At 68.6% G+C, this 16,751-nt stretch carries 16 protein-coding genes and 2 tRNA genes; 5 read left to right on the top strand and 13 right to left on the bottom strand.

All coding sequences use genetic code 11. The annotated features are described in order from the left end of the window. Positions 1 to 4: 4 nt before the first annotated feature. Genes GTY58_RS22705 through GTY58_RS22690 form a run of 5 tightly spaced genes read right to left on the bottom strand, consistent with a single transcriptional unit; the run spans position 5 to position 3,730 of the window. Entirely contained in the window at positions 5 to 1,354 is a 1,350-nt protein-coding gene (locus GTY58_RS22705) for a class E sortase (RefSeq protein WP_010985761.1), read from the bottom strand. Then, a complete protein-coding gene (locus GTY58_RS22700) occupies positions 1,351 to 1,989 on the bottom strand; it encodes an aminodeoxychorismate/anthranilate synthase component II (RefSeq protein ID WP_010985760.1) in 639 nt (212 codons plus the stop codon). The genes GTY58_RS22705 and GTY58_RS22700 overlap by 4 nt, the downstream gene beginning before the upstream one ends. Then, positions 1,986 to 2,147 carry a hypothetical protein gene (locus tag GTY58_RS39750; protein ID WP_042494480.1) on the bottom strand — a complete coding sequence of 54 codons (162 nt, stop codon included), beginning with the start codon at positions 2,145 to 2,147 and terminating at the stop codon, positions 1,986 to 1,988. The genes GTY58_RS22700 and GTY58_RS39750 overlap by 4 nt, the downstream gene beginning before the upstream one ends. Positions 2,148 to 2,178: 31 nt before the next feature. After that, complete coding sequence (locus GTY58_RS22695) at positions 2,179 to 2,871, bottom strand: class E sortase (RefSeq protein WP_010985758.1); 693 nt, start codon at positions 2,869 to 2,871, stop codon at positions 2,179 to 2,181. 46 nt (positions 2,872 to 2,917) lie between these two features. Beyond that, complete coding sequence (locus tag GTY58_RS22690) at positions 2,918 to 3,730, bottom strand: DUF881 domain-containing protein (protein WP_010985757.1); 813 nt, start codon at positions 3,728 to 3,730, stop codon at positions 2,918 to 2,920. Positions 3,731 to 3,872: 142 nt separating this feature from the next. On the opposite strand from GTY58_RS22690, the gene crgA reads away from it, so the two are divergent. Further along, positions 3,873 to 4,127 carry a cell division protein CrgA gene (crgA, locus tag GTY58_RS22685; protein WP_010985756.1) on the top strand — a complete coding sequence of 85 codons (255 nt, stop codon included), beginning with the start codon at positions 3,873 to 3,875 and terminating at the stop codon, positions 4,125 to 4,127. Between the two features lie 282 nt (positions 4,128 to 4,409). Here the strand turns inward: crgA and GTY58_RS22680 are convergent, their stop codons facing one another. Together GTY58_RS22680 and GTY58_RS22675 are read right to left on the bottom strand one after the other, a co-directional pair. Then, positions 4,410 to 5,294: a rhomboid family intramembrane serine protease gene (locus tag GTY58_RS22680; RefSeq protein ID WP_037647826.1), complete on the bottom strand. Its 885-nt coding sequence runs from the start codon at positions 5,292 to 5,294 to the stop codon at positions 4,410 to 4,412. Between the two features lie 237 nt (positions 5,295 to 5,531). Further along, positions 5,532 to 6,092, bottom strand: coding sequence for a peptidylprolyl isomerase (locus GTY58_RS22675; RefSeq protein WP_010985754.1), 561 nt, complete (start codon positions 6,090 to 6,092; stop codon positions 5,532 to 5,534). 403 nt (positions 6,093 to 6,495) lie between these two features. Between GTY58_RS22675 and GTY58_RS22670 the strand changes: the two genes are divergently transcribed. Further along, on the top strand, positions 6,496 to 7,197 hold the full coding sequence (locus GTY58_RS22670) for a DUF5324 family protein (RefSeq protein ID WP_010985753.1): 702 nt from the start codon (positions 6,496 to 6,498) through the stop codon (positions 7,195 to 7,197). 408 nt (positions 7,198 to 7,605) lie between these two features. Here GTY58_RS22670 and GTY58_RS22665 read toward each other — a convergent pair. Next, positions 7,606 to 7,678, bottom strand: a tRNA-Ala gene (locus GTY58_RS22665). 182 nt (positions 7,679 to 7,860) lie between these two features. On the opposite strand from GTY58_RS22665, the gene GTY58_RS22660 reads away from it, so the two are divergent. Both GTY58_RS22660 and GTY58_RS22655 read left to right on the top strand, forming a co-directional pair. Beyond that, positions 7,861 to 8,409, top strand: a complete 549-nt coding sequence (locus tag GTY58_RS22660; RefSeq protein ID WP_010985752.1) for a transcriptional regulator — start codon at positions 7,861 to 7,863, stop codon at positions 8,407 to 8,409. Between the two features lie 199 nt (positions 8,410 to 8,608). Next, positions 8,609 to 10,303, top strand: coding sequence for a serine/threonine-protein kinase (locus GTY58_RS22655; RefSeq protein ID WP_010985751.1), 1,695 nt, complete (start codon positions 8,609 to 8,611; stop codon positions 10,301 to 10,303). Here GTY58_RS22655 and GTY58_RS22650 read toward each other — a convergent pair whose 3' ends face one another. After that, on the bottom strand, positions 10,304 to 11,809 hold the full coding sequence (locus tag GTY58_RS22650; RefSeq protein ID WP_010985750.1) for a hypothetical protein: 1,506 nt from the start codon (positions 11,807 to 11,809) through the stop codon (positions 10,304 to 10,306). Positions 11,810 to 12,057: 248 nt separating this feature from the next. Continuing rightward, complete coding sequence (locus GTY58_RS40835; protein WP_003999697.1) at positions 12,058 to 12,186, bottom strand: DLW-39 family protein; 129 nt, start codon at positions 12,184 to 12,186, stop codon at positions 12,058 to 12,060. Positions 12,187 to 12,522: 336 nt separating this feature from the next. Between GTY58_RS40835 and GTY58_RS22640 the strand changes: the two genes are divergently transcribed. Next, a complete protein-coding gene (locus tag GTY58_RS22640) occupies positions 12,523 to 12,870 on the top strand; it encodes a DUF6344 domain-containing protein (protein ID WP_010985749.1) in 348 nt (115 codons plus the stop codon). Between the two features lie 334 nt (positions 12,871 to 13,204). On the opposite strand, the gene GTY58_RS22635 is transcribed toward GTY58_RS22640, so the two are convergent. The 3 genes from GTY58_RS22635 to gyrA all read right to left on the bottom strand — a co-directional run bounded on the left by GTY58_RS22635 (position 13,205) and on the right by gyrA (position 16,750). Next, positions 13,205 to 13,281 (bottom strand) — tRNA-Ile (locus tag GTY58_RS22635). Positions 13,282 to 13,401: 120 nt separating this feature from the next. Continuing rightward, positions 13,402 to 14,139 carry a DUF3566 domain-containing protein gene (locus GTY58_RS22630; protein WP_037647730.1) on the bottom strand — a complete coding sequence of 246 codons (738 nt, stop codon included), beginning with the start codon at positions 14,137 to 14,139 and terminating at the stop codon, positions 13,402 to 13,404. 16 nt (positions 14,140 to 14,155) lie between these two features. Then, on the bottom strand, positions 14,156 to 16,750 hold the full coding sequence (gyrA, locus tag GTY58_RS22625; protein ID WP_010985747.1) for a DNA gyrase subunit A: 2,595 nt from the start codon (positions 16,748 to 16,750) through the stop codon (positions 14,156 to 14,158). Position 16,751: the final 1 nt, after the last annotated feature.

The following is a 16,751-nucleotide window of genomic DNA, read 5'->3' as shown; positions in this document are numbered from 1 at the left end:
GTCCTTACTCGACGAGCGCGTCCGGTTTGCCCTTGCTGCGCGGCCGTTCCTCCACCATCTTGCCCCACACGATCATCCGGTACTTGCTGGTGAATTCGGGGGTGCAGGTGGTGAGAGTGATGTAGCGGCCCGGCTTCGTGAGACCCGATCCCGGGGGTATCGGATTCAGCACGCTCGTGTTGCTGGGCGGCGTCACCGGCAGGATCGACGTCATCTTGTACACGAAATACGTGTCCTGCGTCTCCACGACGATCGCGTCGCCCGGCTTCAGACGGTTGATGTACCGGAACGGCTCACCGTGCGTGTTGCGATGCCCCGCCAGCCCGAAGTTGCCCGTCTTGGCGTCCGGCATCGCCGTCTTGGTGGCCCCTTCGGCGTAGTGCCCGACCATCCCGCGGTCGAGCACCTTGGTCTTGCTGGTGCCCTCCGCGATCGGCGCGACCACGTCCAGCTTCGGAATGTCCAGGATGGCGAAGCCCTGGCCCGGCTCGAACGCCCCCGGCTTCCGCTTGCCGCTCGCCCAGTCCTGCTGGAGGTGGTTCGTCTCACTGCCGGCCTGCTGGTGCGCCCTGACGTTCGACCACCACAGCTGGTAGGTGACGAACAGCAGCATGAGCACACCGGTGGTGATGAAGACCTCGCCGACCATCCGGCTCGCGATGACCCCCGCACCGGGCTTGCTCGCACGCGCCGCCCGCCGTGCCTCCATCCGCGAGCGGGGAGCCCCGTCGGCCGCCCCAGGCGCATCAGAGGCCCCAGAAGGCCCTTCGGGCGCCTCCTGGGCGCCGCCGTGCCGTCCCTGCCTCCGGGCGGCCTTCCGGCGCGCTGCACGGCCTCCTGGAGCGGATATGGGCGCGCTCCCGGCACCGCTCGCCCCACCATCGGCCATGCGCCGCGCCTCGGCGACGTCCGCGGCCCGCAGCGCGACCGTCCTGTCGTCCAACGGCGGCGCCATCGCGACCGGTTGGTCGTGCGGCGGCGGTACGGGGGCGGCCACCGGCCCGGGGTACGGCTGCGGCACGGGGGCGGGCACCTGCCCGGTGTAGGGCGGCGGGGCCACCGGCTCCTCGTACGACGGGTAGTACCCGGCCTCCTGCACCGGCGCCGCCGGCGCCGCGTACGCCCCCTGCCCGCCCTCGTAGGCCGGGTGCCCCGCGGGCCCTGCCCCCGGGAGCGGATCGTTCAGCGGATCGGACAGCTGCTCGACCGCGGCCGCGAACGCACCGCGCTGCTCGAACGCGCCGGGCACCTCGAACGCACCGGCGGCCTCGTACGGCTGCTGCCCGTACGAGGAACCGTGTTCTCCGGCGTCTCCGTACGCGCCGGATTCGCGCTCGGGGCGCAGCGCGGTCACGCCGTGGCCCTGCCCACCACCGGGGCGAGCCCCGCCGACCTCGCCACGGCATCCGTGTCGCCGCACTCCACCAGCCAGTTGGCCAGCATCCGGTGACCGTGCTCGGTCAGCACCGACTCGGGGTGGAACTGCACGCCCTCGACCGGGAGTTCACGGTGCCGGAGCCCCATGATGATCCCGTCGTGCGTGCGGGCCGTGACCTCCAGCTCGTCCGGCACGGTCCGGGGCTCGGCCGCCAGCGAGTGGTAGCGCGTCGCCGTGAAGGGCGAGGGAAGCCCCGAGAAGACGCCCTTGCCCGTGTGCTCCACGAGTGAGGTCTTGCCGTGCAGCAGCTCGGGCGCCCGGTCCACCACACCCCCGTACGCCACCTGCATGGACTGCATGCCGAGGCAGACCCCGAAGACGGGCACGCCGGTCGCCGCGCAGTGCCGGACCATGTCGATGCAGACACCTGCCTGCTCGGGGGCACCGGGGCCGGGCGAGAGCAGGACGCCGGCGAAGCCGTCCTGGGCGTGCGCGGTCGACACCTCGTCGTTGCGCAGCACCTCGCACTCCGCACCCAGCTGGTACAGGTACTGGACGAGGTTGAAGACGAAGCTGTCGTAGTTGTCGACAACGAGAATGCGCGTACTCACTGGCCGTCCACCGTCACGTCGTTGAAGGGCAGCAGCGGTTCCGCCCAGGGGAAGACATACTGGAAGAGGACGTAGACCACAGCGAGAACGAGTACGAGTGAGGTCAACGCCCGCACCCAGAGGTTCCCCGGGAGATGCCGCCAGATCCAGCCGTACATGCCGTCCCTTCCGTCGCCGTACCGCACCAGACTAACGGCGTAGAGCCTCCGGTTTCCCGGCCTCCACAGGCTGTGTGGAGTCGAGATGCGCCCAGACGATCAGCCGGTGACTGTGTCCCCACTCCGGCTCACACGTCGTCAGCGTCAGATAGCGGCCCTCGCGCTCGTACCCCGATTTACGTGGCACAGGGTCGATGACCTCAACGTCCGTCGGCACGGTCTTGTAGGGCCCGGTGTCGATGACGTACGTGAACCATGTCGTCCCGTCCGTCAGCACCACCTCGTCGCCGTGCCGCAGCTTGGGAAAATCTTTGAAGGGATCGCCGTACGTGCGCCGGTGACCGGCGACCGCGAAGTTGCCCTTCTGACCGAGCCGCGCGGTGTTCGCGTAGTGGCCGAGCCCCTTCTTCAGGACTTCCGTTCCGGTTCCTTCGAGCACGGGCTTGTTCCACGTGAAACCAAGACGCGGGATGTACATCACGGCGAAGGGCTTGCCGTACGTGTAGGGGGCGGGCTTCTCGGGACTCGTGCGGGCGGAGGCGCCGGGCGCGGCCGTCGGACGGACCGTCCCCTTCGACCACTGTTCCTGGAGCACATCGACCTGGTGGCCCATCGCGCTGTCGGCCTTCACGCCGGTCCAGAAGAGGACGTAGACCACGAAGAGAACGATCAACGTGCCGAGGGTGATGCACAGTTCGCTGACGGTCCTGACGATCACGCGCACCGGCAGCTCCTGAAGGGCCTGCGGGACCTACGCGGGCCTACGCGGCCTACTCGACGGGTTTGGCGTAGTGCAGATCCACTGTGCCCGAGTAGCCGGGAAGAGTCACCGTCCCGTTCTCGGTGACTTTCCAGCCGAGGCCGTACACATTCACGTACACCATGTAGTTCTGGATCGCCTGGGAAGCGGCGAGGGACTCCTGGAGCTTGTCCGGGTCGCCGATCGCCGTGATCTTGTACGGGGGCGAGTAGACGCGGCCCTGGAGGATCAGGGTGTTGCCGACGCAGCGCACGGCGCTGGTGGAGATCAGCCGCTGGTCCATCACCTTGATGCCCTCGGCGCCGCCCTGCCACAGGGCGTTCACCACGGCCTGGAGGTCCTGCTGGTGGATGACCAGGTAGTCGGGCTGCGGCTCGGGATAGCCGGGCAGCTTGGCCGTGGCGTTCGGCGGGGCGTCGTTGAGCGTCACCGTGACGGCCTTGCCCTTGAGCTTCTGGGTGCCGGCGCTCTTCTCCAGCGCCGCGAGCTTCTCCTCCTCGGCCTTGGTGTTGCCGCCACCGCGCTGGGCGAGGGCCTCGACGTCGTCGCGCAGCGCGGCATTGGACTCGTCGAGCCGGCCGTTCTTGTGGCTGCGTTCCTGAATGAGGTCGGAGAGCTTCAGCATCGAGGCATCCGTACGGATATTGGTGCCTTTGGCGGTGTTGAAGCTGGTGAAGAAAATGAGGCCGGCGAGCGCGAACACGGCCACCGTGAGGACGCGGACGGGCGGGAAACGACGGGGGCGGGCCGCCTCGGAGTCCGAACCGGAACCCGTTTCGGGGGAACCGGAACCCGTTCCGTGGGAGTCGGCAGTATTGCTCAACGTACCCTTATCTCCTTCGGCGCCGCGGAAGCACTACGCTAACGGACGCCCGGGGGAGCACTCAGTGTCCCCTTGTACGCTGCCCCGGAGCCCGCCCCAGTTCCCTGCGCGGCCACGCAGCGCATCGACAGGAGAGACCCTCGTGCCGAAGTCACGTATCCGCAAGAAGGCCGACTACACGCCGCCGCCGTCGAAGCAGGCGACGAATATCAAGCTGGGCAGCCGCGGCTGGGTCGCCCCGGTCATGCTCGCCATGTTCCTCATCGGTCTGGCCTGGATCGTCGTCTTCTATGTGACCGACGGGTCACTGCCGATCGACGCCCTGGACAACTGGAACATCGTGGTGGGCTTCGGCTTCATCGCCGCTGGATTCGGCGTCTCGACCCAGTGGAAGTAGCTGCTCCGAAATAGCTCTGCCCAGGGCTGTTCACCGAGTTATCCACAGGCTTGTCCACATGGGGAAAAGAAAGACGATCTGTGGATAACCCATCGAGTGTTGACGCCGGTGTGACTGACTTACCGGTATCCGCAAGCCTGTTCGCCCCCTGTCTGACCTGGGGAAACTCCGGTCAGTAACAGGGGGCACGCTTGTTCCCCACTGCTTGCACAAGATCCGCCACACACTGTGGACAACCCTGGGTACAACCTCGGGCTAGGGCCCGTCTGCGGCTGCCCCGGCTCAGGTGAGCTGGATGGTTCTGAGGACCGTCATGAGGACCACGGCGGCCAGGACCAGGCCGCTGACCCCGAACTGGATGAGGGTCCGCCGGTCACGCGGTGCGTGGACCATCGCATAGCCGACCACCACTCCGCCGACGAGCCCGCCGATGTGCGCCTGCCAGGCGATGTTGCTCCACCCGAAGGTGAAGATCAGGTTGATCACCAGCAGCGCGATGACCGGGCGCATGTCGTAGTTGAGCCTGCGCATGAGGACGGCGGTGGCGCCGAAGAGCCCGAAGATGGCGCCGGAGGCGCCGAGCGAGGGCTGGTTCGGGGCGGCGATCAGATAGGTGAGCCCGCTGCCCGCAAGACCGGAGACGAAGTAGAGGGTGAGATAGCGGATACGGCCGAGGGCCGCTTCCAGGGGGCCGCCGATCCACCACAGACTGAGCATGTTGAACAGGATGTGGACATAGCTGTGGGGGTCGTGCAGGAACATCGCGGTCAGTAGCCGGTACGACTGCCCCTCGGCGACACCTTGCAACGAACCGAGAAGTGGCACGTAGGCGCGGCCGAGGAGTTCGAAGCGCTCGGTGAAGCGATCACCCACGGACAGCTGGACCAGGAAGACCGCGAGGTTGAGGCCGATGAGGATCTTGGTGATCAGCCTCGGGTCCGCGGCCACGGTGCCGCCCGCGATCGTACGGGGCTGGGTGGCCGTCGGAGCGTGACCGGTGCCGGAGCCCCCACGGACGCACTCGGGGCACTGGAAACCGACCGAGGCGTCGACCATGCACTCGGGGCAGATGGGGCGCTCGCAGCGGGTGCAGCGGACGCCGGCCTCGCGGTCCGGGTGCCGGTAGCAGGTGGGCACGCCCTGGGCGTTCTGTGGTTTCTGGTTCATGGGGTCGTCCATGTGGGGTCCCCTCATTTTTCCGTACGACGGCTGCGTGACGGCCACGTGAAAGCCCACCCGGCTTCCGCGTGGGCAACGCACCGCCCCGCGCCATGCTTACGGATGAGCGGGGCGTTTGGTTCCCTTCGCGGCTCTTCTGAGTCCTTTGGAGTGCCCTGGAATGCCTTGGGGACCCTTGGAGACCCTTGAAGTCCTCTGGAGCCCGCCGTGCGAGGCCGCTTCTGCTCAGCCCTTGCGGAACTCGACGGCCCCTCGGCCCTCGCGGGTCTCGATGACGACCGACTCGATGACGATGTCGCTGACGGGGCGCTTGGTGCCCGGGTTGGTACGGGTTCCCGCGATCGCGTCCACGACCTTCTGGCTGGCCACGTCGGTCACCTCGCCGAAGATGGTGTGCTTGCGGTTCAGCCAGGCCGTCGGGGCGACGGTGATGAAGAACTGGGAGCCGTTGGTCCCCGGGCCCGCGTTGGCCATGGCCAGCAGATACGGCTTGTCGAAGCGCAGGTCCGGGTGGAACTCGTCCTGGAACTGGTAACCGGGGTCGCCGGTGCCGTTGCCCAGCGGGTCACCGCCCTGAATCATGAAACCGCTGATCACCCGGTGGAAGACCGTGCCGTCGTAGAGCTTGTCCTTGGACTTCTCACCCGTGGCCGGGTTGGTCCACTCACGCTCACCGGTCGCGAGCTCGACGAAGTTCCGGACCGTCTTGGGCGCGTGATTCGGCAGCAGCCGCACCGCGATGTCGCCTTGGCTGGTCTTCAAGGTGGCGTAAAGCTGCTCGGCCACGATCTGCCTTCCGTTGCCTTGTGTGGGCACCGATCCTCGCACGCACGGCGCGAGGCACGGCCCGACTGACACCTCCGGCCGAATGCCCCGGAGCCGGTCTTGCAGAAAACCGGAGCCGGTCACCCAGAAAAGCAGTCGAGTAGTGCCGGGACGGGGGCACGGCACGACGATCCGTGGCATTGTCGTCACCAAGGTCCCGTTGAACCTTATTCATCCGCTATCTCACTTGATCGGCTCTTGTTAGTAGATCAACCCCGGAGTCCGTTTCCATGACCCGGATGCCTGCCCTCACATGCCTCAAAGTCCCCTGAGGGGCATGATCCCGTTAAGGGTGGAAAGGTGAACTGTGTCTTTCGGGGGACACCCTGCCCCCCTGAAGTACGCCACCGAGGAGGAGGAACCCGTGACCCGCATCGAAAGCGTGCGCGCCGCGACCGGCTCGGCGAAGGACAGCGTGCTGCACGCCGCGGAAGTGGTGGCGCCCTACGCCGACACGGCCAAGGACAGGGCCTCGCACTACGCGCAGGAAGCACGCGTACGGCTTGCGCCCAAGGTGTCCCAGGCCGCCGACCAGGCCCGCGTCCAGTACGACGTCCATCTGGCGCCGCGACTGGAGCAGGCCCGCGCTCATGTGCCGCCGAAGGTCGACCAGGCCGCGCACGACGCCGCTGTCCTTACCCGTAAAGCTGCCCGGCAGGCCGCCGACTACTCCCGCCCGAAAATCGAGCAGGCAGTGGCCGCGGCCGGTCCAGTACGCGAGGAGGCCGCGGCCCGGAGTGTCGCCGCACTGGCCGCGCTGCGCGGCCAGGTCTCACCTCAGGAGATCCAGAAACTGGTCCGCAAGCACGAGCGGCGGGCCCGGGTCGGCCGCGTCGCCAAGGGGCTGGCCATTCTGGGCATCCTGGCAGGCGGCGCTTTCGCCGCCTGGAAGTGGTGGGACAAGCAGGCCAACCCCGACTGGCTGGTCGAACCGCCCGCCGCGACCGAAGTACCGGCAAGTGACCGCCTGGCGTCGGTCGACGGCACCGGTCAGTCCGTCCTGGACCCCGAAGTCCAGGTCAAGGAAGCCGAGGAGGACGCGGCTGATCGCGACGAGCACCGCTGAGTCCGGCTTCGGCCATATGCGTCAACAGTGCTGTGGGGCAGGAGACTTGAGAGTCTCCTGCCCCACAGCACTGTTTCACGTGGAACCAGAAGCGCCCGTTTACGTACCCCGCGCACGATGACGTTTGCAACGACCCATGTGCGCAAGTTCCACACACATTCCACTAACGGAGCGCATTCTTCTGGTTACGTACCACCAAAGCGCCAGCTCACGCCGGGCACTCATATCGGCACAGTCCTCATGGACACGTCAGCGAGAGCTCTCACGGCACCGCCGCCCGATCGGACGCTCGACATCCATTTGCGCAATGAAATGCAAAGCCAGCAAATTATGTGACGTGACGCGCGCCACAGCGGGGCATGCAAAAACCGGCCAGCCGCCGCGAGGGCGTCTGGCCGGTCCGAGGTGTGGAGCCTAGGGGAGTCGAACCCCTGACATCTGCCATGCAAAGACAGCGCTCTACCAACTGAGCTAAGGCCCCGGAAGAGGAGCGTCCGGCAGTGGAAAACACATCCCACCGGGCACCGAGGACCAGAGTACCGGGTCACCCCCGGTATCTCGCAAAAAGATTGGGGGTCCCCGTGGGCAACCACTCTCCGTAAGATGCTCCACGTGGTTCGCTACAGCGAACCACGGTACTTGGGGAAGCGATGGGGAGACGCAATGGACGCCGCACAGCAGGAAGCAACCGCGAGAGCGCGGGAGCTGCAGCGGAACTGGTACGGGGAGCCACTGGGGGCGCTCTTCCGTAGGCTCATCGAGGATCTCGGGCTCAACCAGGCTCGTCTCGCGGGGGTACTGGGACTGTCCGCACCGATGCTGTCGCAGCTGATGAGCGGTCAGCGGGCCAAGATCGGCAACCCCGCGGTGGTCCAGCGGGTGCAACTCCTGCAAGACCTGGCGGGGCAGGTCGCGGACGGCAGTGTCAGCGCCGCCGAGGCGACCGAGCGGATGGACGAGATCAAGAAGTCGCAGGGGGGCTCGGTGCTCAGCAACACCACGCAGTCGACAAGCAGTTCAGGCGCGCCCACCGTCAAGCGGGTGGTTCGTGAGATCCAGTCGCTGCTGCGCTCGGTGGCGGCGGCAGGAGACATCATCGACGCTGCGGACACTCTCGCCCCGAGCCACCCGGAACTGGCAGAGTTCCTCCGGGTGTACGGCGCGGGCCGCACCTCCGACGCGGTCGCCCATTACCAGTCCCACCAGAACTGAGCCACCGCCCGGCCACCGGGGACTTCCACGCGGGGGTGCGTGGAAGTCCCCACCGCCGGACGCCGCACACGGCATCCGGCGGGTCTCCGGTACCGGGCTCGCCGGACACCTTTTGCGCGTCGGCGTCCCGTGAAGCCGGGAGCCGAGGGCCGAGGTACGGCCGCCCGACCGACTGCCGAAGGGGGAACGACGTACGACCATGGGTGAGGTCTTCGCCGGACGGTACGAACTGGTCGACCCCATCGGGCGCGGGGGAGTCGGTGCGGTCTGGCGCGCCTGGGACCACCGGCGGCGCCGTTATGTGGCCGCCAAGGTGCTGCAGCAGAGCGACGCACACGCGCTGCTGCGCTTCGTACGCGAGCAGGCCATGCGGATCGACCACCCGCATGTGCTCGCACCCGCCAGCTGGGCCGCCGACGACGACAAGGTCCTGTTCACCATGGATCTGGTCGCCGGGGGCTCGCTGGTCCATCTGATCGGTGACTACGGTCCGCTGCCCCCGTCGTTCGTCTGCACCCTGCTCGACCAGCTCCTCTCGGGGCTCACCGCGGTGCACGCGGAGGGGGTCGTGCACCGCGACATCAAGCCGGCCAACGTGCTGCTCGAAGCCACCGGCACGGGTCGGCCCCGGCTGCGCCTGTCCGACTTCGGCATCGCCATGCGCCTCGGCGAACCGCGGCTGACGGAGACCAACTACGTGGTGGGGACGCCCGGTTACCTGGCGCCCGAGCAACTGATGGGCGACGAGCCGGACTTCCCGGCCGACCTGTTCGCCGTGGGGCTGGTCGCCCTGTATCTGCTGGAGGGCGCCAAGCCGGACGCCAGGGCACTCATCGAGTACTTCCTGGCGAACGGCACTCCCGCGGCGCCCCGGGGCATTCCCGAGCCGCTGTGGCAGGTCGTGGCCGTGCTGTTGCAGCCGGACCCGGCCGCGCGGTTCCGCACCGCGACGGGGGCGCGCAAAGCGCTCGCCGCGGCCGCGGAGCTGCTGCCCGAGCCCGGCCCCGACGACGAACTCGTCGAGATCTTCGACCAACTCGGCCCGCTCCCGCCCGGATTCGGCACCGACGGACCGCTCAAGAGGGCTCCGGGGGTGACGGCGGCGCATGCCGTGCCTCAGCGGCCCGGCCGGGACGCCACCGGGAGCACGCCGTCCGGCGACGACTCCAGCTCCGGCCCCCGCCCGGAACGGCCGAACCAGCGCCCGAACCGACGGCACCACGACCCGGGTGCCGCGTCGGGGGCGGCATCGGGGGCCGCGCCGGGGACGGGCAGCACCGGTGCCGTGCGGCCGGCCGAAGACTGCGGTGAGGTAAGGCCGACCACAGGCTCCAGCCACATACCCCCTGAGCCCGATTCCGGTCCCCCGCAGCCCGGGCCGCCCACGCCCCTTCCCCCACCGCCGAACTCCGCGCCCCTCCCGCCGCAACCGGCATCAGCTCCCGGTTCCGCTCCCGGCCCCGTACAGATGCCGCCGCTGCCCGACGCGACGCCCTCGCGCTCCTTCACCATGTCGGACACCGGCAGTTTCCATCTGCCGCCGCCCCGGCCGTCCACGCCCGTCAGGCCCCAGCCCCTTCCCGAGCGGCCGCCCACTCCCCCCGCCTCGGTCGCGCTCCCGTCGCCGGCCTACGCCCCGCACCTCGAACCCACGCGTGTGCCCTCTCCCCGCCCGTCCGCGGCCCCCGCCGCCTCGGTGCAGCACCACGCGTACGCCTCCGCCGGTGCGCACACCGCTCCAGCCGCGCAGGTTCACACCCGGCCACAGGCGATTTCCCGGCGTCGTCGCAGGCGCCCCAAGCGCCCGGGCCCGCCGGCGAAGGTCGCCGTGCCGGTCCTGCTCCTCGCGCTGGCCTGCTTCGCGGTGGGCTTCTGGGCACTGGCACAGCTCTGACTACCAGGCCCGCGGCGGGCCGTACTCCCCTCGTACGACGGGAGCCGCCCCCATCGCCGCGCCGTCGGACACCGCCCGGCGGCGGGCCACCGCCGTCCACACCACGAGCGCCAGCACCAGCAGGCTCCCCGTGCCGATCCCGCCCACGGCGACCAGCGTCATCGTGCCGTCGTCACCGGTTCGCGCACCGTCGGCGCCCGTCTCCGCGGCCCCCGTGCCACCGCCCGTGGCCCCTCCGGACGCGCTTCCCGTCGTACCGCCCGGCACGTTTGCGGTGCTGCCCCCCGCCCCGGCGGCCGCCTCCTCCCGGTCCTGCCGGGTCACCTCGAACACACCGCTCGGCTCGGCCTGCCCCGCGTACGACGGACCGGAACCCGCCGTACCGCTCACCCGCACGCGCAGCGTCAGCCCGAACGGCCCCTTCCCGAACTTGTCCGCGACGGGAGCGCCGAGATGCACCGCGAGGTAGTACCAGCCCGCGAAGCGCATCCCGCTCACCCGGTTCTGCACGGCGTGCCGGTTGTCGTAGGCGACGGGAGGCAGCGGATCGAGCGCGGCCGAGGTCTGGTCGCCGCTGTAGCCGGAGCCCACGTCGTCGACGTATCCGCGTACCGGGTTGTAGAGCGACATGGTGAGCGCGGTGCCCACAAAGCCGTCGCCGCCGGTCGAACTGCCCGTCTCCGCGGTGGCGTAGAGCTGTTGCCCCCAGTCGACGGGCACCTTGTAGAACAGTGTCTGTCCGGGCCGGACCGCGTCCTTCCAGACCCCTTGCCCGAGGGCGGCCGCCGAGGCGAAGCCGGCGCCTCCCGCGCGGCGCGTCGCGTCGCCCACGAGGGCTTGCGGGGAGGCGGAGTTCCATGCCTCGGGCGCGCTCGTCGCACCGGAGCCCGCCGCTTTCTTGAGGGCGGGTTCGGACACGTAGTCGAGTTCCAGGTCCCAGTCGCCCGGCGCGGATCCGGGCGTGGTGCGGCGTTCGACGACCACGTAGTACGTCCCCGCCTGCTTGCACAGATACGTGTCGGGCCCGACTTCGCGCGACGCCCACGCGGCGATCGGGTGCGGGCTCTGCGTGGCGCCGAAGTGGGCGGCCCCGGTGGAGCAGGTATGGCTGTCGGCATCCTGCACGGACACTTTGAGGCCGTCCGACGAGGTGACGGTCGCCGCCGTCCCGGGGACCGCGGTCACGGAGACGTACGCGTCGGCGGTGGCGTCGAGTTCGAGGCGGTAGTAGAGCTTGCCGCCATCACGTACGGCGCTCCTGTAGGTCCCTCCGGGCTCGAGCCGTACGGCGTCCGTGGTGCCGGTGGCGCCCTTCACCGTTCGCGCGTCCTCGGCGAAGGCGTACGGCGTCGGCGTGCCGGCCGCCGTCGCCGTCTGGGGCAGCGCCACCGTGACGCACAGGGCCGCTCCGGCCGCCGCCGCCAGCGCCCGGCCGCGTCGCAGCACCCCGTGCCACCCCGCCGCGCGTCGCGCTTCCGTACGCCACCACCCCGTGCGCCGCCCCATGACGCGCCCCCTCGCCGTAGCCCGGACCGTCGACCATCCTGCCCCGCCCGTCACGCGGCCGCCCGCGCATTCCTCCCGAGCGGCCGAAACGATCCTCTCCACGGGGCCGGAATTTGCCGTCGCAAGCATTTGCTTTGCCATCGTGAACCCGGGTGCCCGCCACGAGCCGCGCCGCCGCCCCCGTACAACACAAAGCCCCGACCGCACCGGCGGTCGGGGCCTGCTCTGAGACTGTTGTCTGTGGCTACTCACGAACCCGTGGGCACGGAGTCAGTCGCCTCCGTCCACAGATCCTGCTCGGCGCGATCCGCCTGGATCTGGCGGTACACGAGGAGCCCGCCGATGGCGGCCAGTGCGACCAGGAGAAGCTTCTTCACCGCGCGACCTCGTCTTTCTTTGACGTAGGGGACCTCTGGCGCCCGACTATACACACCGACCGATATCGATCGGTGACCTGCATCGGCCCCCAACTGCCGCCCGGAATACAGCTGTCCGGCCGGAGGGCGTCATTCTGATCTCAGGGTGATCACACGTCACAGACTGTGACTTTCCGTGCTCTTCCTTGCTTTCAGGGACTTTCCAGGCCCCTTGCGTCCATCCGAGTGGTGTTGATCGGAAGATCGACGCGCCGCGGGCGTCGGTCCACCACTTCGCGGCCCCCATACACATCATGAGGAAAGTACGCAAATCGCCCGACCCGAAAGTGAGGGGCCATGGCCCAGAACAAGGTCATGAAGCTGTGGACCGCCATCGTCACCGCCTTCCTGGCGCTGTGCACGACGCTCGGACTCATCACGACGACCGCCGCCGCGGCTGTACCGCAGAGCGGGACCACGCGCAACGGCAACGCCACCGTGACCGCACCGGCGATGTTGTCCCACGGGATGTGGTCCTACGCCCGGTCCCTGCCCCCCACGATGAAGCAGCGCATCCGCGCCGAGGCGCACGGCTCCTCCCCGAGCTGCCGCCACCGCCCGACCTCGGACGACACCGCCACGGACACCGCCGCCCTGCGCGCCCAGGAGACCCCCGCCGAGCCGGACGCGCCCCTGCGGCACTGAGCACGCCGCTCTCCGCCCCGACCGACCGATCGACGCGATCGTCCGACCTCCTGACGTAGCGGCGAACTTGCGTACAACGCGACACAGGAAGACCCCAGGAACGAAGGCCCGGCACCTCGGAAGAGGTGCCGGGCCTTCATCGTGCCCGACACTTTCTCCGTGTCGCCGTGCCCGACACCTTCTCCGTGTCTGTATGCCCGACGCCTTCTCCGCCCGGCGCCGGCCGCTGAGGTCCCGCGTTGCCCGACACTGTTCGTGCGGCGCCGATGCCGGTGCTGATGTCAGCCGTAGACGCCAAAGACCCCCAACCATGACTGGTTGGGGGTCTCTGTGCTGGTGGGGCTAACAGGATTTGAACCTGTGGCCTCATCCTTATCAGGGATGCGCTCTAACCAACTGAGCTATAGCCCCGCCGCGCCTTGCGGTGTATGTCCCGCGCGCTGACCTCTGAAGATTAGCGCACGACGTGGCCAGTCCCAAAATCGATAGTTCCCGGGACCTCGCAGGCGCCGTTCACAGGCTCGACAACGTTTACTCGTCCTCGGCCAGCGTCAGCTCGATGCCGCCCACGGTGGCCGCGGAGAGGTTGTAGATGAACGCGCCGAGGGTCGCCAGCGCGGTCGCGAGGACGACGTCGATGACCGCGATGATCGTCGTGAACGTCAGAACGTGCGGCAGCGACAGGTACGCCTGCAGATCGAAGCCGTTGGCCTCGTTCGAGCCGGTGGCCTCGGAGATCGTGCCGCCGACGGTGGAGAAGACGCCCATCGCGTTCATGACCATCCACAGCACCGCTGATGCCACGATCGTGCAGATGCCCAGCGCGATGGAGAGCAGGAAGCTGACCTTCATCACCGACCACGGGTCGGCCTTGGCCACCCGCAGCCGCGCCTTGCGCGTACGGGGCGCGGTGCGCGCGCCGGTGCGGGGGCGGCGTACGGCACCCGCCGGAGCCGGCTGGTAGGCCTGCGGCGGGTGGTACGGCCCCGCGGGCTGCGGCTGGCGCTCCCCCGGCAGCGGAGAGCCCGCCGCAGTGGCGGCGGAGGCCGGAGCCTGGGCCGGTGCGCCGGCCGACGCGGCACCCGGCGCGGCCGGGCCCGCTCCAGCCTTGGGCTGCTGGGCCTGCGGGCCTCGGGTGTCCGTCACAGTTCCCCCCTGGGATCCATGAGAATCATGGGAGTCAGTCGAATCCGTGGCGGAGCCACGGCCGCCGTCCGTTTCCGTACCGGTTTCCGTACCGGTCGCTCCGGCGCCCGTGGCTCCGCTCACGATGACTCACTCCTCGCTACTCGTCCGAGGACTGCTCGCCCTCGTCCGTACCGGCGGCCTCGATGCCCTCGGTGGTCTCGTCCACGGCATCGCCACCGTCGACTTCCTCCGCCTCGCGGCCGGCCTCGGCATTACGAGCGATGCCGACGACGGCATCGCGCTTGCCCAGGTTGATCAGTTGGACGCCCATGGTGTCACGGCCCGTCTCCCTGACCTCGTTGACTCGCGTACGAATCACACCACCGGACAGCGTGATGGCGAGGATCTCGTCGGTCTCCTCGACCACCAGCGCGCCGACGAGCGAGCCGCGGTCCTCGACGATCTTGGCGGCCTTGATACCGAGGCCACCGCGACCCTGGACGCGGTACTCGTCGACGGCGGTCCGCTTCGCGTACCCACCGTCTGTGGCAGTGAACACGAACGTACCGGGTCGAACAACATTCATCGAGAGCAGCTCGTCCCCCTCACGGAAACTCATGCCCTTGACGCCCGAGGTGGCACGGCCCATGGGCCGTAGCGCCTCGTCGGTCGCGGTGAACCTGATCGACTGTGCCTTCTTGCTGATCAGAAGCAGGTCGTCCTCGGCCGATACGAGTTCGGCTCCGATCAGTTCGTCGTCGGAACCGTCCTCCGTCTCACGGAGGTTGATCGCGATGACACCGCCGGAGCGGGGCGAATCGTAATCCTTCAGAGGCGTCTTCTTGACCAGCCCGCCCTTGGTGGCGAGCACCAGGTAGGGCACCGCTTCGTAGTCGCGGATCGCGAGGATCTCGGCGATCGCCTCGTCCGGCTGGAAGGCCAGCAGGTTGGCGACGTGCTGGCCTCGCGCGTCCCGGCCGGCGTCCGGGAGTTCGTACGCCTTCGCGCGGTAGACGCGGCCCTTGTTGGTGAAGAACAGCAGCCAGTGGTGCGTCGTCGACACGAAGAAGTGGTCGACGATGTCGTCCTGCTTCAGCTTCGTACCGCGTACGCCCTTGCCGCCGCGCTTCTGCGAACGGTAGTCCTCGGTCTTGGTCCGCTTGATGTAGCCACCGCGCGTGATGGTGACGACGATGTCCTCTTCGGCGATGAGGTCCTCGATGGACATGTCGCCGTCGAAGGGCACCAGCTTGGAGCGGCGGTCGTCGCCGTACTTCTCGACGATCGCGGCGAGTTCCTCGCTGATGATGCCGCGCTGGCGCACGGGCGAAGCGAGGATCGCGTTGTACTCGGTGATCTTCGCCTGGAGCTCGTCGTGCTCCTGAATGATCTTCTGACGCTCCAGGGCGGCCAGCCGGCGCAGCTGCATCTCGAGGATGGCGTTGGCCTGGATCTCGTCGATCTCCAGGAGGCCCATCAGGCCCTCGCGTGCGATCTCGACGGTGTCACTGCGCCGGATCAGCGCGATGACCTCGTCGATGGCGTCCAGGGCCTTGAGGAGGCCGCGCAGGATGTGCGCGCGCTCCTCGGCCTTGCGGAGCCGGAACTTCGTACGGCGGACGATGACCTCGATCTGGTGCGTCACCCAGTGGCGGATGAACGCGTCCAGGGAGAGGGTGCGCGGCACGCCGTCGACGAGCGCCAGCATGTTGGCGCCGAAGTTCGTCTGCAGGTCGGTGTGCTTGTACAGGTTGTTCAGGACGACCTTGGCGACCGCGTCCCGCTTCAGGACGATGACCAGGCGCTGGCCGGTGCGCGAGGACGTCTCGTCGCGGACGTCGGCGATGCCGCCGACCTTGCCGTCCTTCACGAGGTCGGCGATCTTCTGCGCGAGGTTGTCGGGGTTGACCTGGTAGGGGAGCTCGGTGACCACCAGGCACTGGCGGTTCTGGATCTCCTCGACCTCGACGACCGCGCGCATCGTGATGGAGCCACGGCCCGTGCGGTACGCCTCCTCGATGCCCTTGCGGCCCACTACGAGGGCACCACTCGGGAAATCGGGGCCCTTGATGCGCTCGATCAGCGCGTCCAGGAGCTCCTCGTGGGAGGCCTCGGGGTTCTCCAGGTACCACTGGGCGCCGGACGCCACCTCGCGCAGATTGTGCGGCGGGATGTTGGTCGCCATGCCGACCGCGATTCCCGCCGAGCCGTTGATCAGCAGGTTCGGGAAGCGGGCGGGCAGAACGGTCGGCTCCTGCGAGCGGCCGTCGTAGTTGTCCGTGAAGTCGACGGTCTCCTCGTCGATGTCGCGGACCATCTCCATCGACAGCGGCATCATCTTGCACTCGGTGTACCGCATGGCGGCCGCGGGGTCGTTGCCCGGAGAACCGAAGTTGCCGTTGGAGTCCACCAGCGGCATCCGCATCGACCACGGCTGCGCGAGGCGGACCAGCGCGTCGTAGATCGAGGAGTCGCCGTGCGGGTGGTAGTTGCCCATGACGTCGCCGACGACACGGGCGCACTTGTAGAAGCCCTTCTCGGGCCGGTAGCCGCCGTCGTACATGGCGTACAGCACACGGCGGTGGACGGGCTTGAGACCGTCCCGTACGTCGGGCAGCGCGCGCGACACGATGACGGACATCGCGTAGTCGAGGTACGAGCGCTGCATCTCGGTCTCGAGCCCGACGGGCTCGACACGCAGGGCGATCTCGCCCTCTTCTTCAGGAGTGCTCGGAGTGTTCTCGTCGGTCATT

Origin of the sequence: Streptomyces sp. SID5469, from assembly GCF_009862865.1 — a bacterium.
Classification (GTDB): domain Bacteria; phylum Actinomycetota; class Actinomycetes; order Streptomycetales; family Streptomycetaceae; genus Streptomyces; species Streptomyces avermitilis.
Note: the sequence above shows the minus strand (reverse complement) of the source record. Positions and strands in the feature narration are given on the sequence as shown.